Here is a 17,586-nt window from a genome sequence, read left to right on the forward strand (position 1 = left end):
TTATGGATCAGTTGACTGCAAAGCTTAAAAAGCTCGAAAAACAAAACTTCCGCGCATATCAACAAATTAAAGGTCAATACGACTTTGCTGATTTCGAATTACACATCGACCACGTTCAAGGTGACCCGTATGCATCATCTTCACGTTTTCGCGCAACACGCGCTTGGTCGTTAACAGGGTTAGATTGGCTTAAAGAAAAATCTTACGAATACCAAGTAGCAGCACGTGACTTCATTGCACGTAGCTTCTCTGAATTTGCTAAACAAGAAGCTACCGTGTCTATCGCACTAACAGGCCAAACTGTTTTGGATAACACATCTGTGGTTTTCACCGAGCACGGTATCGAAATTCGTTTTCGTATCAACCTACCCGCTGATGGTCGTAGTATTCTTGCAAAGAAAGCAATCAACATCATTACATTCTATTTGCCTAAGTTTATTCGTCGCGCAACGCTTGAACGCGAACTCAACATTGAAGCAATGATTAAGCATTGTGAAGCTGTTGAAGACCAAGATGCATTGCGTGCTCAATTGGAAGAAAACAACCTAGCGGCATTCGTTGCAAATGGCAGTGTATTACCTCGTATTGCAGGTAACTGCGACCTGCCAATGAAAGGCGCGGTTCCTTTCCTAGCACCAGAGTCTTTAAGTGTGACGCTAAACGCGCCAAACCAAGGTGATGTGACTGGCCTAGGTATTCCTAAAGGCATCACGCTGATCGTTGGTGGTGGTTTCCATGGTAAATCTACACTATTGAACGCCGTTGAACGTTCTATCTACAACCATATTCCTGGTGATGGCCGTGAAGGTATCGTGACTGCGACTGATACGATGAAGATCCGTGCTGAAGATGGCCGATGTGTACACAACTTAAATCTTTCAAACTACATCAACCATTTACCAATGCAGAAAGACACGTCTAATTTCAGCACACAAGATGCATCAGGTTCTACATCGCAAGCGGCTTGGCTACAAGAATCGATTGAAGCAGGCGTTCAAACACTACTTATTGATGAAGATACGTCAGCGACTAACTTCATGATTCGTGACGAACGTATGCAAGCTCTAGTATCAAAAGGTGCTGAGCCAATCACTCCACTTGTTGACCGTATTGGCCAACTACGTGAAGAGATGGATATCTCTACCATTGTTGTAATGGGTGGTTCTGGCGATTACCTAGACGTGGCTGACACTGTAATTCAAATGCACGACTACCAAGCAGTAGACGTAACTGATAAAGCACAAGAAGTCATCGCTCAACACCCTACTCAGCGAACTAACGAATGTGAGACCGCATTAGAAACGTTTGTTCCTCGCTCGTTAAACCGCGCTGCATTGATGAACATTCTTACTGACGGTAAATTCCGAGTTAACGCGAAAGGTAAAGAGTCACTGCGTTTTGGCAAGGAATTCGCGGACCTTTCTGCATTAGAGCAGTTAGAATCAACGTCAGAAGTGAACGCGATTGGTTGGGCATGGTTCCAGTTTGCACAAACTCCAGGTTGGTCAAACAACCCTGCTAAAGAGTTTAGCGCTATCTTAAGCGATGAGTGGCACGTGAACATGCCAAACTACGGTGACTTAGCGAAACCAAGAGTATTGGATGTAATGGCCGCACTAAACCGTATGCGTAAATCTCAGTTCAAACCTTCGAGCTCGAACTAATACCTCGCGTTAAGTTAATCTTTATTGTTACGGCTCTCATTTATGAGGGCCGTTTTTTTGCGTTCAATTCCTATATTTCTATCTGATTCGGCCACTCTTTACGTGACTACATTGTTGGTCAGCGCTTTAATCATAGAAATCCCCAAAATCATGACACAGCTTTTACAAAACTATGGCGATATTCAGATAAAGTTCCGGCTCGATAGGTGTAACTAAATGTAACAGACTCTTGAGGCTTCAATGAATCATAAACGCGTTAAGATGCGTGACCATAAAATCGAAGTAAACCTATTCAAAAACCGTGTAATCGTGGCGTTTTGTGGGATCTTACTCTTCACTCTCGTCTTAGTCGCCAACCTGTACCGACTTCAAGTCGACAATTTTGAAAGCTATCAAACTCGTGCTGATGGCAACAGAATCAAAGTATTGCCTATCGCGCCTACTCGCGGGCTAATTTACGATCGTAATGGTGTGTTGCTTGCCGAGAACAAGCTTGTATTCAACCTGACGATGATTCCCGAGCAAACAGACGATGTCGATACCATGCTCGCAAAGCTCGACAAATACATCCCGCGTGATGTTGAGCAGATCGCTCAATTCAAAAAACGTTATCACAATACGCGCCGTTTCAAATCTGTCACTATATTAGAGAACCTAAGTGAAGAAGAGATTGCTAAGTTCTCGGTGCACCAATACCAATTCCCCGGCCTATCGATTGATACGAACTTAAAGCGCTTTTACCCAAATGGAGAGGTGCTGACACATGTCTTAGGGTATGTGGCACACATCAATGATAGTGACTTAAAGAAGCTAGAAGAAAAAGGCATCGAAGCGAATTATCAAGCGACTACTGTTATTGGTAAGCTCGGTGTCGAACGCTATTACGAAGATATCCTACACGGAACCAAAGGCTATCAAGAAGTTGAAGTAAACAGCCGTGGCCGTGTTATTCGGACTATTGAGTATGTGCCGCCGGTTGCAGGTAAAGACATAGTATTAAATATTGACCTTGAACTGCAAAAATACGTATTTGAGCAACTTGATCACCGAACCGGAAGTGCAGTAATTCTCGATCCGAAAGACAACAGTGTACTGGCGATGGCATCTAGCCCAAGTTATGACCCTAATCTATTTGTCGACGGCATTTCGAGTAAGAACTACCAACGTCTATTGAATGACCCTGCTCACCCGTTGGTGAATCGCACCACACTGGGCGTTTACCCCCCAGCATCCACCATAAAACCATTTATGGCCGTTGCTGGATTACAAGAGCATGTTATATCAGAAAACACCATTCGTGATGATCACGGTTCATGGCAAATTCCCGGTTCCAAACGCAACTCTAAATCATGGCGAGACTGGAAACGCTGGGGTCACGGTCCTGTTGACGTAACTCAAGCGATTGAAGAGTCGGTGGATTCATTCTTCTATCAAACCGCCTTTGATTTAGGTATCGACCGCATCTCAAGTTGGATGAATCGCTTTGGTTTTGGTGAACCTACGGGCATCGATATCTATGAAGAAAGCACCGCCAACATGCCAACTCGAGAATGGAAGATGATGCGTTATCGTACACCTTGGTATCAAGGTGACACCGTCCCTATTGGTATTGGCCAAGGGTATTGGACATCCACGCCAATGCAACTTGCCAAAGCAACCTCGGTACTAGTTAATCATGGGAAGGTAATGCCACCTCATATCTTGAGAGCTACCTTAGATCACGGTGAAGATTTTGATACGCAAAAACTTGTTGAACCTGAGCCGATGCTGTCGATCACTGAAGTACCAGACGAGATATGGGATGTGCCTATTAATGCGATGCGACTCGTAAACCACGGCAGTCGAGGTAGCGGTAGACGTGCATTTAAAGGAACGGACTACATTAGCGGCGGTAAATCGGGTACAGCCCAAGTATTTGATCTTGCCAAAGATCAGGTCTACAACTCCAAGAAACTGGCTCGGCATTTACTAGACCATGCGCTTTACACGGCGTTCGCACCTTACGAATACCCTGAATATGTCGCGACTGTGGTCATCGAGCACGGTAATGGTGGTTCCAAAGTCGGTGCTCCTTATATCCGTAAAGTACTCGACTATGCATTCGAACATAAGAGTGGCGAACGTAAAGATCACTCGTAGCACAATAAATGAAGTAAGGACAACGCTTAACCTAGTTACAATACAAGCGTAATGACGACAAAGCCCCACTTGTGTCACTCACAACATGGGGCTTTTCAATTTTATATATAGGGCTTAAATTTCAATCTAAAGAGTCAATAAACAGCGCAGTAAGAGTTACGTCGATTATGAACTTCGTAATACATGCCACGCTTCACAAAGCGTCTGGAATTTTGCCGTATTGCCCTCGTCTCTATCGGGATGCCACCGCAACGCCAGCTGTCGCCAACGCTTTCTTATTTCCTTATGCGTTGCATCTACAGGGAGATCAAATAACTTCAACGCACGGTTTTTATCTAAATTGAGCGTATCAGCGCCAACAAACTTTCTGTACCGAGTCCAAAACTCGTTCAGCAGCCTTTTGACTTCACCTTCATCCGCTTCATAGTTAGTCCAATTAGTGTAGTAGTCTCGAAGTGGGTCTTGGTGATCAATGCTGTGGCTATTTCCATGATAGCTTCCATTCATCAATTCAATATCCATTGCTTGAACTTGAAGCCAACCATCAGGGTGCAACGTTTCTTGAAGCTGATACAGCGCATTCATAATGAGAAAGTTCTTTTTAAATAACTCCTTCTCGGGTGCTGCATCTAATACAGGCATAAACCCAAGGTCGTTTAGATGAGCCGCCAGTGTGTGTACTTTCCATCCACTTGGTTTTCGCTTAAGCACTTCCATAATGGGCCAAAGCAAAGGGTTCTCCATATGGCTATGAAAGCTTGCTCTCACACCTTGATTATTCGACATAGTTGGCTCATTTGCGTTATTAGGTTGTTAGCTTGTTAGGCATGATGAATTGCCCTAGGTCAGTGGGCTGACTTCTCTTAATTGAAAGCGATTTTCTACGATTTGTCGAGCTTAATGGAACACCACATTCAATTGCTTGGCTCAAAAGCCCGTTATCCATCAAAATTACGCAGCTAAGGTGACCAGTAATTGACTATGATTGGTTTAGCTCTTTGAAAAAACAAAAAAAGGCCAGCAATTTTGCTGACCTTTCAAAGACATACCAGTATCTCTAACTACATAACGCCAAGTTCTCGTAAACGTTCGACTAGGTACTCGCGAGCTGTGTATTTTTCAGACAAAACCACTTCTGGTTTCGGGTGAAGAAATAGAGGTAAAGAAATACGAGATTTCTCTTGGCGTTCACCTGATGGATTAATTACACGGTGACTCGTCGATGGGAAGTAACCATCCGATGCTTCTTGAAGCATGTCACCAATATTAATGATCATGCTGCCAAAGTCACAAGGTACGTCTAACCAATCACCATTTTGAGATTGAACTTGAAGACCCGGCTCGTTTGCTGCTGGAAGAATGGTAATCAGGTTAATATCTTCATGAGCTGCCGCGCGGATAGCACCTGGCTCTTCGTCACCTTGCATCGGTGGGTAATGAAGAACTCGAAGTAGAGTCTGATCACTTCCATTGATCATTTCTGACAATGCAATAGAAAACTTCTCTTGTACTTCTACAGGTGCATGTACTTCAATCCAGCCTAATAGCTCTTCTGCAAAAGCGTTCGCCCGTCCATAGTAATCTAGAACCTGCTCTTTCAGTTGCTCAGGGATTTGGCCCCAAGGATATACATGGAAGAACTCTTTAATGTCTTTTACCGTGTTGCCTTTTGCAACTTCAGACACTGAAGGCGGAAAATATCCATCTTGTGTGTCAACATTAAATTGGAAGTTCTCTTTCTCTTTTGTAATGAAGAATTGGTACCAGTTTTCGTAAATAGACTCAACAAGCTCTTTCGGGATTGGGTGGTTCTTAAGAACACCAAAACCCGTTTCACGTAGAGAGCGAACAAATTGTTCTGCTGCGTCGTCAGCAAGGTAATCGACAGTTTCCAGTTTCATGACTTTCTTTCTTGTTATGTAGTAATAGAGCAATTTTAAGGATCGCTTTGTTGTAAATCAAACTTTTGTGAAACTCTAGCAACCGTTTGTCTAGATACTGGGCGATAACACTACTTTTCAACAAATCTAGTGATTAGAACGCAATTGAACACTGTTCATTATTGTGTAACTATACAAAAAACTTATAAAGGATCTGATGATGACAATTACGCCACTTGCTCAAAATAGACCTCTACTCTCACTAACTGCTGTCTATCTTGTTATCTTTCTCTTTTCAGCCTTTGCGCCATCTTCAAGAGCCGTTTGGATCGCTGAGATCGTCCCTGCTCTCGGTATTCTTATCGGGATATGGTGGCTATCCACCAAGCTCACCTTTTCTAAGACAGCTTATGCTCTGATGTTTATCTGGCTTATTTTGCACACGATAGGCGCAAAATATACCTTCGCAGAAGTGCCATTTGAATGGTTCAATAACCTTATTGGCTCTGAGCGCAATAACTTTGACCGAGTAGCCCATTTCTCTATTGGTCTTTATGCCTATCCACTCGCAGAGTATTTGATTCGTAAGAAATTGGCTCAGCCGATACTAGCCTGTTTCTTTGCGCTATTTGCAATCATGAGTGTAGCCGCTGGCTACGAGATTATTGAGTGGTGGTACGCGGAGATTGCAGGTGGTGATGAAGGTATCGCGTTCCTTGGCTCACAAGGTGATATTTGGGATGCACAGAAAGACATGCTGTGTGATACAACGGGTGCAATCGTCGCACTATTCCTTCTTAAACTTCAAGGGCGAGTTAGAGCTCAGTAGTTCGTAGATAGCCCGCTCACTTCTTGCTTATAAGTTACGATTTAAATGCCACACGCAAACTGTGTCGTGGCATTTGTTCTTTTCTACTTCATAGTCACCTTGCCACCCACAAACTTGTAGGCTGGCGTACCTCTGACTAAGGTATCTCGCGCAAATTCAATCCCGCATTCAGGGCACACACATGGCTCTTTCGTGAAATCTTCAACAATACGTTCCTTAAAACACTTCACGAGTGCACCTTTGCCGCCTTTTCGATACTTAAAAAGTTGCGTTTTGCATTTGGCACAGAAAATCTGAACCGTTTTGGTCGGTTGTTTTTTGTTTGGTTTAGCCATAGAAGTTAATAATTGAACCCTTTATTTCTTAAGTTTAGGTGCGACAAGAACCAAGCTTATCCCAAGTAAGATAACAGTCGATGAGATAATAAATTGCATAGTAACAGGTTCAGATAACAACAAAACGCCACCAAGTGTCGCGATAACGGGAACAGAAAGCTGCGCAATAGATGCAACGACTGTATGTAGCTTTTTCACGACGTAATACCAAAGACTATAACCGACACCAGAAGCCACCGAACCAGACATTACCGCGTAAATTAGGCCTTGCTCGGTAATAGAGATTCGCGGTAACGCATTAGGTATCAAAACGAGCAAGCTTATAACCACAAGAATAGCTAACGAGCTGAAACCAAAATTGGCGGTCGTCGATTGCAGTGCGTTTGGCGATTTCTTTCCTGCCAATGTGTAAATGCCCCAGCCTACTCCAGCCAGAGCCATCAATATGATGGAGGTTATATCGGGCGAACTTGTCGAATCCGTCGGCATGAGTAAGTAAACGAGCCCAGAAACTGACAACAAACAACCACACCACTCTAACAATGACATTCTATTGCCAGCTAACAGGTGTGCGGCAATCATCGTAAATTGAACTGCGACAAACAGAACCAAAGCACCGAGACCTGCACCAAGCTCTAAGTAAGCAAACGAGAAACCAAACATATAAACGAGGAGTGACAATATTGATGTAAATTGAAACTGTAATTTGAGCTTTGTCTCTACCGACTTGTCGTTGTTTACTAGCTCCTCTCTAGACTTAGAGTGGGAAGACAAAGTTAATAAAATCAGAAGTGTAAGGGCACCCGATATGATACGCACGATCGAGAAACTCAAAGGATCAATCGTTTGATCCATCAAAGCCCAACGACACAACACTGAATTGGCAGCAAACGCCACCAGCGTTATAAATGTGATCATCACCGTTTGCATCGTGTTGTCCTAATCAAGCTATCTCTGGTCTTAGTCAACGTCCGGTTTTACCCAAACTTGGCTAAAGTCGAACCAACCGAGTGCATTACACTTTGCGTTCTGCAGCGTACCGCATTGATCTTTGTTAACGCCTAACCAACAGTGGAACATTGGAATCAATTGATTACTTTGCACCAATTGTTTACCTAACTGTCGTGCTGGGAATTGCTCAAACTCGCCCGAGCGCCAACGATCGATCATGTGACACCATTGATCGAAGTCTTCTGCCAGACTAGATTCATCGAGAAAGCTGTAATCCATCAACCAGCCCGCTAACGCGTCATCTCTATTGTTAGCAATACCCATTGGATTAATCCAAATATCGACATTATCGGCGTGTGGAGGATCGGTTTCGTAGCCATAAAGTTCAACATCAACGTTGTATTGCTTCAACACAGTGACGATGGCTTTAGCGAGTGTTGGAAACATTGGATGTTGGCATTGATACGCCAATCTCACTCTTGGTTTAGCGCTTGCTGGTGGACAAACTGGCGTTTTTAACTTGATGTCATACCAACCGGGTTTGATTCCGTAAGCATGCAGCACACCCAAGTCGATAACCGTTTCTTTTGGAATATGCACAAACAGATCTGAAGCATTCAAAGCATTTGATAGGAACTCTGCCCATGCTGGATCTTGTGCGATGCCCTTCTTTCTATTCAATAATAAATACGTACAGCCCGGATCAAGTTCAACTTCGTCGCTATCGCCGCGATCCGCCATTACAGGCTTAGAAAGACTTGGGTAAACCATTGAAGAGTAAGCCTCATCAACAACCCAAACTTCAACGCGATCGATCAGCGGTCTAAAACCAAAGTATCCATTAAAAGCCGTTAGCACCAGTTGCTTATCATCGTTCTTTTCAATGCGATACGGGCCTGTACCAATCGGTCGAATATCGTAGTCTTCACCACGTAAAATCATCGGTAAGGTGACTTTGGCAACGGATTCAGTCAGAGCGACTGGGAAGTGTTTATCTGGTCGCGTTAAAAAGACATCAACCACACAGTTTGCCGGAGAAGAGACGTCTTTTATATGTGAGAACATATTGAGAGGTTCGAGTGCTAGCAGCGTATCCACAACATGATTGGTTAACAGAGGCTCTCCGTTATGAAAACGGACTCCGGGTCTCAAGAAGAATCGCCATTGATAATCGCTGATTTTTTGCCATGAATGAGCAAGATCGGGTTGTAATTGATCGTTCTCATCCAAACGTGTTAACCCACTGAATACCTGACAGGTAATATGCTGCTCAGATCGTCGCATCGACTTTGTTGGGTTAAGCATAGAAAGCGGTCGGTAATAAGGTAAACGAATAACCTGCTCACCTTCCTGATATTGCACACCCAAGTAATTTTGAATAACCTGAGTCAGCTTGGCTGCATTGTGATCAAGCACTGACAGCGCTTGTCCAATTTTCCCTTCTTGTAAGTAACGTCTTGCTAAGTTTTCACTGACATCGCAACGATTCTGCTTAAAAATTAGTTGAGATAACTTACCTCGCCCCGCCGCAGGTAACCACTCAACCCATCCTTCTTCTTCAAGCTTATTGAGTACCATCCGGGCATTACGACGGGTACAACAAAGCACATCCGTGATGTCGTCGAGCTGAACATCAGAATCTTTACCATCGAAGTATTCAAACAGGGTTTCAAATTGAACGCGAAGTCTTGGGCTGCTCATAAAGAGGAAAACTTATTCAAAGGATATTGAATTCAGTTTCCCTATTTTAAGACTTAAAATCAATCTTACGGATGTGATTTTCTTGCGAATTATTGGGTATGGCGTCCTAGGATGTGATTAGAACAGAAGGTCTAAGTACTTTTGCAGTATACGATTACATCATATTGCAGCCGATTTCACTGGCAATATCTCGAAGCTGCTGTTCGTTGTCTAATTTTATCGACCACTTGCATTCAGAACCATTCGCTGAAATGACATTTGCCCCTTTTCCTATCAATTGGATTGCATCAACTTGAGCTTGTAGCGTTACTCTGTGCTCTCCATCCAAACGAACAACCAGCTCATGTGCCGTTGCAATGACTTTTCCACTTTTAAACGTTATGACCATGGATTTCTCGGAATATTTTTAAATACAGATTACTTTATATAAATACAAACACAGCTAACGAATGCTTAACCTATTATCGCTTATGTTTCTTCACGGCAATTGTTAAACGGCTTGTACAGACTAAGCGTTGACGCTCATCAGTGATGTTTATCTGCCATACTTGGGTAGATACACCAAGGTGAACAGGCTCAGCAGTGCCAATAACGTGCCCTTCACGCATAGAGCGAACGTGGTTAGCGTTGATGTCTAGCCCTACGCAATAGTAACCATCAGGTACGCAAAAGTTTGCGGCGAGTGAGCCAAGAGTTTCAGCTAAAACCACGGATGCACCGCCGTGAAGCATGCCCAGTGGTTGGTGCGTGAAATGACAAACTGGCATGGTTGCCACCAAGGAATTATCGTTAACCTCGGTGTAAACAATATTGAGGTGCTCAATTAAGGTATCTTTTGAGGTCGCGTTGAAGGTGTCTAGGTCAACGGGCTTTTTCCAAATACTCATGTGGGGTCCTTAATTATTAATCTTGTTATCGCGTGCATAGCTTTTTCTATATTACTGGCTGTTAGTTATCTTACAGCCCTTAGTTATTACGCAAGTTGATGTTAACATGCATAAAAACCGAATACACAGAGGATATTGTATGACGTCATGGACGAAGTTTGCCTCGCTTCTCACTCTTGCAGGCCTAACCGCGTGTAGCGCTTCCCCGACAGGAAGAAACCAACTGCTGCTTTTTTCAGACCAAGATATGTCTCAGCTTGGTGCACAGTCTTTCGAACAAATGAAGAAAGAGCAACCCATCAGTAAAGATGCAAAAACCAACGCGTATGTTCAGTGCGTAGCGAACAGTATTACTCAACACATTCCTAAGCAAGGCTTTAGTGAATGGGAAGTGGTGGTTTTTGATAGCGACCAAGTAAACGCGTTCGCTCTGCCAGGCGGAAAAATTGGCGTCTACACGGGTTTACTCAATGTCGCGGTAAACCAAGACCAACTGGCAACGGTTATCGGACACGAAGTAGCGCACGTTCTCGCCGACCACAGTAACGAACGCCTATCACAATCACAACTCGCCAATACAGGTTTGTCGATCACCAGTGTTGCTCTAGGTTCATCAGAATACAAACAGTATCAAAGCATGACCATGGCTGCATTAGGCTTGGGTGTTCAATATGGTGTAATTCTGCCTTATGGTCGAACTCAAGAATCTGAAGCTGACATTGTCGGCCTAGAGTACATGGCGAAAGCTGGGTTCGACCCAAACCAGAGTGTTGATTTATGGAAGAACATGGCGAAAGCATCAGGTGGCAGTCAACCAGAATTGCTTTCGACGCACCCTTCTCACAGTACCCGTATTAAAGATCTGCAAACCAAGATCACGACACTGCCTCAATCGAACGTTGCTAAACCAAATTGCAAAGTTTGATTTGACGAACGTATAATACCAATCGTAGTAAATAACTGGTCACCCTAGCTGGTTAAAACGCTCGATAACTGTGTTAGAATTTTTGATTGTAGAATAACTACTTATCGAAACTTCTTATCGAGAAGAGCGGCCTTGTTCTCAAGCCTTTTTCCTGCGCTATTTTTGATCACTTACTTACTGTGATTGGTATAAGTTAGAACCGCAGATATTAAAACGCCCTATCCAAATGGTTAGGGCGTTTTTCATTTTGTTTATATTTGGCGACCTTGCGCTTTTATGAACAAGTCACTCAGTTATAGCTATGCGTTAAGTGCCTAGAATCTGTAACGGTAGGCTCAGTAATTGGTCGCCAGTTGATGCGAAATACCAGATAACACCGATTAAACTGCTCACTAAGCCCACATACCATAGGAATGATACAACTTGCCCATATTTGTCTAAGGGTAACAAGTTACTATGATGTCGCCCTTTCCATTCGAACAGTATTTCAACACTGCCCATAATTAATAAGAAGCCAAACAGGGTTAAATTCAATTGATAACTCAGTACCACACCAGCAACAGCGGCTGCGATACACAATACAATACCAAGCACGCTGTTCATTGAGAAACTGATACTTTTCAGCACATGACCGCCATCGAGAGGCAGAATTGGCAATAGATTAAACAAGTTCAATAGCGCGTTGAATACCGCAAGCCCAGCAAAGAACATCTCGCCAGTAACCCAGTACAACACGGTAAACACCAAAGACAATATCAATCCGAACAATGGCCCCATGATTGAAATAACTACATCTTGCCAGCGCGTATTGATCTTCTCATCAGATAACGCTAAACCACCAATGAATGGTATCAAATAGATGCCTTTGGTCTTCATACCAAAGTATTTCATCGCTCTAATATGGCCGTATTCATGGAACATAAGGCAAGCGATTAGAGCTAATGCAAATTGAATTGAAAACAGCCATGAATACGCAGCCAAGCTCGCTGAAGCAAGTACGACTTTGATTAGCTTGGCACTTTTTAATGCTTTCATACCAAGCGACACTAATCCAATTAAGCTAAAACGCTTCTCTGGTTTAGGTGCGACAACGGGAGTTTGTTGCTCGATGTCTTTAGTGTCACGGTTACCTTCGGCAATCGTTTGACCATTGACGGACGCTTTGTAATACATCTCAAATGGCTGCCATTGAACTGACGCCTCGACGTGACACTGCAACGTATCTTCGCCAGATTGCAACATAAATGCGTGAGTGCGAGCATTGTCTTGCTCTGAGGTCGCATCCAGTTGAGATACAAGTGTATTGTCCCAGAACAACTGTTGCCAACCTGCCATTGAACCTTCTAACCGAAGTGGTTTTCCAAGAAACTCTATCGCGAGTAATTCCAAACTTAAATTCCAATTTAATGACATCGTAAATGAAACCGTATTATGCCGATTTAGCGATTAACGGTAAACACAAACAAAGTTGTTACATATTTGAGCAGTTGGATACTATTTATGCCAATAATACGCATAAACATTCTGGTCACACCTCCAACCACAAATAAACCATTGATTGTATGCATATTATTAGTGTTAAAGTCCCGCCCCTTAAAAACATAACTTCACAAAATGATAACTCATTCTTTGACTTTGCATGAAACATGAATTTAACATGTCATTTACATTGGAGCATCACCAATAAGAATGCTCTTTGTGTTTTCAACAATAAGAATGAGATTTGATGCCCTAGGAGGGTCAAGGATGAAAACAATACAACGCTCTCTCGTTTCGCTTTCTGTGCTATTTGCATGTAATTCACTTGCGGCTGGTTTCCAAGTTGCTGAGCACTCTGCCTCAGGCCTTGGACGCGCATTCTCAGGTGAAGGCGCAGTTGCCGACAACGCGAGTGTACTTGCGAGAAACCCCGCTGCAATGACCCTATTTGATACAGCCCAATTTTCAGGCGCGGTTTCTGTCGTTGATCCAGAAGTAGACATTACTCAAAACAATGTTCCGGGTTCTGGCGGGCAAAGCCAGACATCTAAAGACGTCGCTCCCCTTCAGATTGTACCTGGTGCTTACTACATTAGCCCAATCAATGAACAATGGGCTTGGGGTATTGGTATGTTTTCCAACTATGGTGTGGCTACCGATTACCCAGATGATATCTACGCAGGTGATCTAGCCGGCGATACATCACTCATGTCTGTCAATTTAAACCCCAACGTAGCGTATAGAATCGACGACCAATTCAGCATTGGCGCTGGTGTAAACCTTGTTTACGCAGAAGCTGAGCTCAACCGACACCAAGGTGCTATTTCGAATGTTACTGGTGATCCTTCGTCGACGAAGTTAATCAGTATGACTGGTGAAACATTTGCATTTGGTTGGAATGTGGGTGGCTTATATGAATTGAATGAAAACAATCGATTTTCTATCGCTTATCGTTCGGAAGTTGATCTGGATTTTGACGATGGTGATTTCAAAGATTACACCGGTGGAATCGTACAAGGTAGTGCAACTGCAACGACTGGCCGCTTAAAAATTACCTTACCGTCAATTATTGAAATCTCCGCTTTCCACCAACTGACCGATCAGTGGGCTATCCACTACGGTTGGCAACAAACGGGTTGGAGCAGCTTTAAAGAGCTGAAAGCAACCAGTCCAGACTGTAAAGATGGTGTGTGTTTTAAAAAGACAGAACACTACGAGGATAACAACCGCTACTCGTTGGGTGCAACTTATCAGTTGAATCAAGAATGGACACTAAGAGCGGGTCTTGCTTATGACGAGCAAGCTGGCCAAACGACTTTAAGTATCCCAGATAGCGATCGTTACTGGTACAGCACAGGTTTGACTTACCAATACAGCCCAGATCTTTCTATTGATGCTGGTTTTGCCCTTGTACAAAGCAAAGGTGGTGACTTCACTGAGACCAATAAATTGGGTCAAAAGCTTGAGTTTTCTGGCGATGCAGTCGCTTACCTATCTGCAATTCAATTGAACTACACCTTTAACTAAACGGAATTCACACATGAAAAAGTTATTTAGTGTTTCGCTGCTTACTTCAGCGATGTTTCTTGCTGGTTGCGGTGATGACTCTTCGAGTTCAGGTGCTTCAACTGCAGTTAAATACGAGCAGTACATTCAAGATTCACTTGCTCGCACTACAAGTATTAAGTTCCACCTAAGTGGTGCTAACAAAGCAGTTCCATTGCCAAGCTTCGCTCTGATGGACACGACGGATGGTACTCTTGGGTTACCAACAGGTGGCAAAGATTCGTTAACTAATCCAATTGCGGCAATGAACACCATGGATGGTTGGTCTACTTCGATGCCAATCATTATGAATTTCGAAGGTACAGGCCTTGCCGACGGTGTCGCAACTGGTGGTGTTTACATTCTAAAACTGAGCGGTTCACTGACATCCACAACAGCGCCAACGGTTACAGACGTACTAACTCTAGGTACGCACTTTAATGTATTATCAAGCGCTGCAACCGATGCCTTTACTATTGTATTTAAAGATTCACTCGATGCTTCAAGCGAATACGTGTTGGCACTGTCGAATGAACTGACAGATGTGAATGGCGATCCGGTAGGAATGTCGTCAAGCTACGCAGCTCTGAAATCAAGCTCAGTAACGTATACTGCGGGTAGCTTAGCTCAAGCACAGAAAGTAACTCAAGGTGTTGAGAAAATCTTTGCAGGGGCAAATGCTGCGGGCAAAGTGAGCCTTGATACCAAAGACATCATTTATTCGACGTGGTTTACCACCGAATCGGTTGGCGGTTCTCTTTTCGCAACAAAAGCAGCAACAGCGACTGGGTTGGCTTCAGCGGACCTAAATGGTGTATGGAAAGGCAGTGCAAACCCTAATTCGGTTGACCTAAAAGCCGCTTATACTATGTCGTTTCTTCCTGCGGTAACATTCAAAACAGCATTAGCAAATGACACTGATTTTGACAAATACATTGGTGGTGGTGACGCGACGAAGATTGCTAAAGCCAAATTTGCAATCGGCGCGATGTACGATGCATCAAGCGCTGATGTCAATGTAAGTCAAGGATCGGTTAAGTTACCTTATTACCTTGAGACAAGCAGCAAATGGAATTCTCAGCCATTTGAATCCGCTATGCCTAGCCTAGCTAAGGTTTCAAATGCTCTAAGTAATAGTGCAGAAAAGGCGAACATGGCCGCTCAACTTATTGCTGCTGGTATTGATGCAAGTATATTAGCGACGAGTCAAACAGAGCAGCTTAAACTCATTGGTTTAAACCTGACTCTTAAAGATGGTTCAGCACTTGATAGCGAGCGAGTCATCACCAAATACTCACCTGTTCCTCAAGTTAAATCATTAGAAGACGTCGAGTTCTTACTGTTTACGCCAAATGGTTCTGATCCTACTAATGTTGTGATCTACCAACACGGCATCACCTCAGCGAAAGAAAACGCTTATGCTTTCGCTTACAACCTTGCAAAAGCAGGTGTAGCAGTATTGGCGATTGACTTACCGATCCACGGTACACGTAGTTTGGATGATACTCGTTCGGCAAACGCTGACGTTTTGGCTTATCTAAACTTAGCGAACTTACCCGTCGCTCGCGATAACGTACGCCAAAGTGCGCTTGATGTTATGGGCTTACGCGCAGCTTTAGCTGTATCATCACAAGCAACATTGTTAGGCGCGTCACCACTTAAAGGTTTTGATTTAACCAAAGGCTCGCAAGTTAAGTTTCTAGGCCACTCACTCGGCGGTATTGTTGGAACGACGGCAGTTGCAGCCTCTAATCGTACACTCGGTAGTGTCGCAGCTAATTCGCTTTACTCATTCAGTTCAGCAGCGATAGAAAACTCAGGCGGTCAGATATCGAACCTTCTATTGGGTTCTACGGAGTTTGGCCCTCAAGTTAAGCACAGCGTTGCATTGAGCGCTTCAACGGAATACGCAGGTTTCGCAACCGCGAACTGTGGAAGCCTCTCTAGCAAACAGTGTTACACAACGTTTGAAGCAAACGCGACTGCAGCACAGAAAGCAACCATGACCGCCGCTTTTCAACAGTTCGCTTACGCTGCACAAACTGTGTTAGATACTATTGATCCGTTTACCAATGCGTCTTATCTAGTTGCTTCTGGCTCACCTGTTCTGCCTATTTATATGGGGCAAGTACAAGGTGATGATACAGTACCAAACACAGTCGCAAACGCTCCGTTCGCGGGAACCACACCGTTAGCAACGAAGCTGAAACTAAAAGTCGTTGATTCGAGTAATACAAGCCCAGACGGAGCGAAGGATTTTGTTAAGTTCAGTGATGTCGCTGCGCACAGTACGTTTGTAATACCGCAAGATAAGACGACACCAACACCTTTGGACGCAGGTCATCATGTAAGCATGCAGACACAAGCTGTAGACTTCTTGATCGACAACGCGTTAACTTCAGCATCTATTACTGCTTCTTTCTTGGAATAAGAATAGTTGCAACTAAACAAATGCCAGCCAAACCGCTGGCATTTTTGTTTCTACCACCAACCAACTATCCCTAGTTAACCGTTTGCATAGAACCTTAAAACACAAATGCTTGATCTCAGCTAAAATTAATCAAGACAGAATACCGTACGACCTCTTTCTTTATTGTAAATAAAGTGGATAATAGCCCCGTAATTTAATACCTAATAAATGTGAGTCCATTATGTCTTCTGAAGCTACGATGCTAGAACGCTGCCAATCTAAATGTGAACTATGTGGTTCTGATTCTTCTCTTACTGCATACGCAGTGCCGCCACACAGCCACGTAACAGTGGATCACGGCATCATGGTATGTGACAAATGTCTTGGTGAGATTGACGATCCTAAAGATATCAACCACTGGCGTTGTCTAACTGACAGCATGTGGAGTCAAGAAGCGCCAGTTCAAGTAACGGCATGGCGTCAACTTACTCGTCTGAACACAGAAAGCTGGGCTCAAGACGCGCTAGACATGATGTACCTTGAAGAAGAAACGTCAGTTTGGGCACAAATTGGCATGTCTGCTGATGACAAACCTCTTGATGTGAACGGCGTTGAACTTAAGAAAGGTGACGACGTAACAGTAATTAAAGATCTGCCAATCAAAGGTACTAACCAAGTGATTAAGCAAGGTACTGTTATCCGTGGTATCAGCGTTGGTGACGATCCTAAGCTTGTTTCTGGTAAAACAAACGGCGGTCAATCAATGTACGTAATCGCTGAGTTCTGCCGTAAAAAGTAATTATTCTTTTAGCTGAACAAAATCTAATAAAAAAGGCGCTAA

General features: G+C 43.6%; 15 protein-coding genes. 7 read left to right on the top strand and 8 right to left on the bottom strand.

Going from position 1 to position 17,586, the window contains the following annotated elements; translation table 11 throughout:
• The first annotated feature begins 2 nt into the window (after positions 1–2).
• Both AB4407_RS03700 and mrdA read left to right on the top strand, forming a co-directional pair.
• A complete protein-coding gene (locus AB4407_RS03700; RefSeq protein ID WP_009845330.1) occupies positions 3–1,664 on the top strand; it encodes an ABC-ATPase domain-containing protein in 1,662 nt (553 codons plus the stop codon).
• 240 nt (positions 1,665–1,904) lie between these two features.
• Entirely contained in the window at positions 1,905–3,803 is a 1,899-nt protein-coding gene (gene mrdA / locus AB4407_RS03705; RefSeq protein ID WP_372118735.1) for a penicillin-binding protein 2, read from the top strand.
• A 165-nt stretch (positions 3,804–3,968) separates the two neighbouring features.
• Here the strand turns inward: mrdA and AB4407_RS03710 are convergent, their stop codons facing one another.
• Together AB4407_RS03710 and AB4407_RS03715 are read right to left on the bottom strand one after the other, a co-directional pair.
• The gene (locus tag AB4407_RS03710; RefSeq protein ID WP_372118738.1) at positions 3,969–4,589 is read right to left on the bottom strand and encodes a DNA-J related domain-containing protein; all 621 of its coding nucleotides are present in this window, start codon (positions 4,587–4,589) and stop codon (positions 3,969–3,971) included.
• A 275-nt stretch (positions 4,590–4,864) separates the two neighbouring features.
• The gene (locus tag AB4407_RS03715; RefSeq protein ID WP_372118741.1) at positions 4,865–5,704 is read right to left on the bottom strand and encodes an isopenicillin N synthase family dioxygenase; all 840 of its coding nucleotides are present in this window, start codon (positions 5,702–5,704) and stop codon (positions 4,865–4,867) included.
• A gap of 199 nt (positions 5,705–5,903) precedes the next feature.
• Here AB4407_RS03715 and AB4407_RS03720 point away from each other — a divergent pair, with 199 nt between their 5' ends.
• A complete protein-coding gene (locus tag AB4407_RS03720) occupies positions 5,904–6,512 on the top strand; it encodes a DUF2238 domain-containing protein (RefSeq protein ID WP_372118744.1) in 609 nt (202 codons plus the stop codon).
• 83 nt (positions 6,513–6,595) lie between these two features.
• On the opposite strand, the gene AB4407_RS03725 is transcribed toward AB4407_RS03720, so the two are convergent.
• The 5 genes from AB4407_RS03725 to AB4407_RS03745 form a co-directional block, all read right to left on the bottom strand.
• Positions 6,596–6,847: a hypothetical protein gene (locus AB4407_RS03725; RefSeq protein ID WP_017082269.1), complete on the bottom strand. Its 252-nt coding sequence runs from the start codon at positions 6,845–6,847 to the stop codon at positions 6,596–6,598.
• 21 nt (positions 6,848–6,868) lie between these two features.
• Complete coding sequence (locus AB4407_RS03730) at positions 6,869–7,777, bottom strand: DMT family transporter (protein ID WP_372118748.1); 909 nt, start codon at positions 7,775–7,777, stop codon at positions 6,869–6,871.
• A 30-nt stretch (positions 7,778–7,807) separates the two neighbouring features.
• A complete protein-coding gene (locus AB4407_RS03735) occupies positions 7,808–9,499 on the bottom strand; it encodes an SgrR family transcriptional regulator (RefSeq protein ID WP_372118750.1) in 1,692 nt (563 codons plus the stop codon).
• A gap of 154 nt (positions 9,500–9,653) precedes the next feature.
• The gene (locus tag AB4407_RS03740; protein WP_372118753.1) at positions 9,654–9,887 is read right to left on the bottom strand and encodes a DUF3389 domain-containing protein; all 234 of its coding nucleotides are present in this window, start codon (positions 9,885–9,887) and stop codon (positions 9,654–9,656) included.
• Positions 9,888–9,960: 73 nt separating this feature from the next.
• Positions 9,961–10,386, bottom strand: a complete 426-nt coding sequence (locus AB4407_RS03745; RefSeq protein WP_372118756.1) for a hotdog fold thioesterase — start codon at positions 10,384–10,386, stop codon at positions 9,961–9,963.
• Positions 10,387–10,525: 139 nt separating this feature from the next.
• On the opposite strand from AB4407_RS03745, the gene AB4407_RS03750 reads away from it, so the two are divergent.
• On the top strand, positions 10,526–11,311 hold the full coding sequence (locus tag AB4407_RS03750) for a M48 family metallopeptidase (RefSeq protein ID WP_372118758.1): 786 nt from the start codon (positions 10,526–10,528) through the stop codon (positions 11,309–11,311).
• A 306-nt stretch (positions 11,312–11,617) separates the two neighbouring features.
• On the opposite strand, the gene AB4407_RS03755 is transcribed toward AB4407_RS03750, so the two are convergent.
• Entirely contained in the window at positions 11,618–12,700 is a 1,083-nt protein-coding gene (locus tag AB4407_RS03755) for a site-2 protease family protein (RefSeq protein WP_372118761.1), read from the bottom strand.
• Positions 12,701–13,057: 357 nt separating this feature from the next.
• On the opposite strand from AB4407_RS03755, the gene AB4407_RS03760 reads away from it, so the two are divergent.
• The 3 genes from AB4407_RS03760 to AB4407_RS03770 all read left to right on the top strand — a co-directional run bounded on the left by AB4407_RS03760 (position 13,058) and on the right by AB4407_RS03770 (position 17,544).
• Entirely contained in the window at positions 13,058–14,317 is a 1,260-nt protein-coding gene (locus AB4407_RS03760; protein ID WP_135384327.1) for an outer membrane protein transport protein, read from the top strand.
• A 13-nt stretch (positions 14,318–14,330) separates the two neighbouring features.
• A complete protein-coding gene (locus tag AB4407_RS03765; RefSeq protein ID WP_372118764.1) occupies positions 14,331–16,766 on the top strand; it encodes a VolA/Pla-1 family phospholipase in 2,436 nt (811 codons plus the stop codon).
• Between the two features lie 220 nt (positions 16,767–16,986).
• Positions 16,987–17,544 (top strand): PhnA domain-containing protein, encoded by a 558-nt coding sequence (locus AB4407_RS03770; RefSeq protein ID WP_017060062.1) that lies wholly within the window; start codon positions 16,987–16,989, stop codon positions 17,542–17,544.
• Positions 17,545–17,586 lie beyond the last annotated feature (42 nt).

The sequence above is a fragment of the Vibrio sp. 10N.261.46.E11 genome (assembly GCF_041472735.1).
Lineage (GTDB): Bacteria > Pseudomonadota > Gammaproteobacteria > Enterobacterales > Vibrionaceae > Vibrio.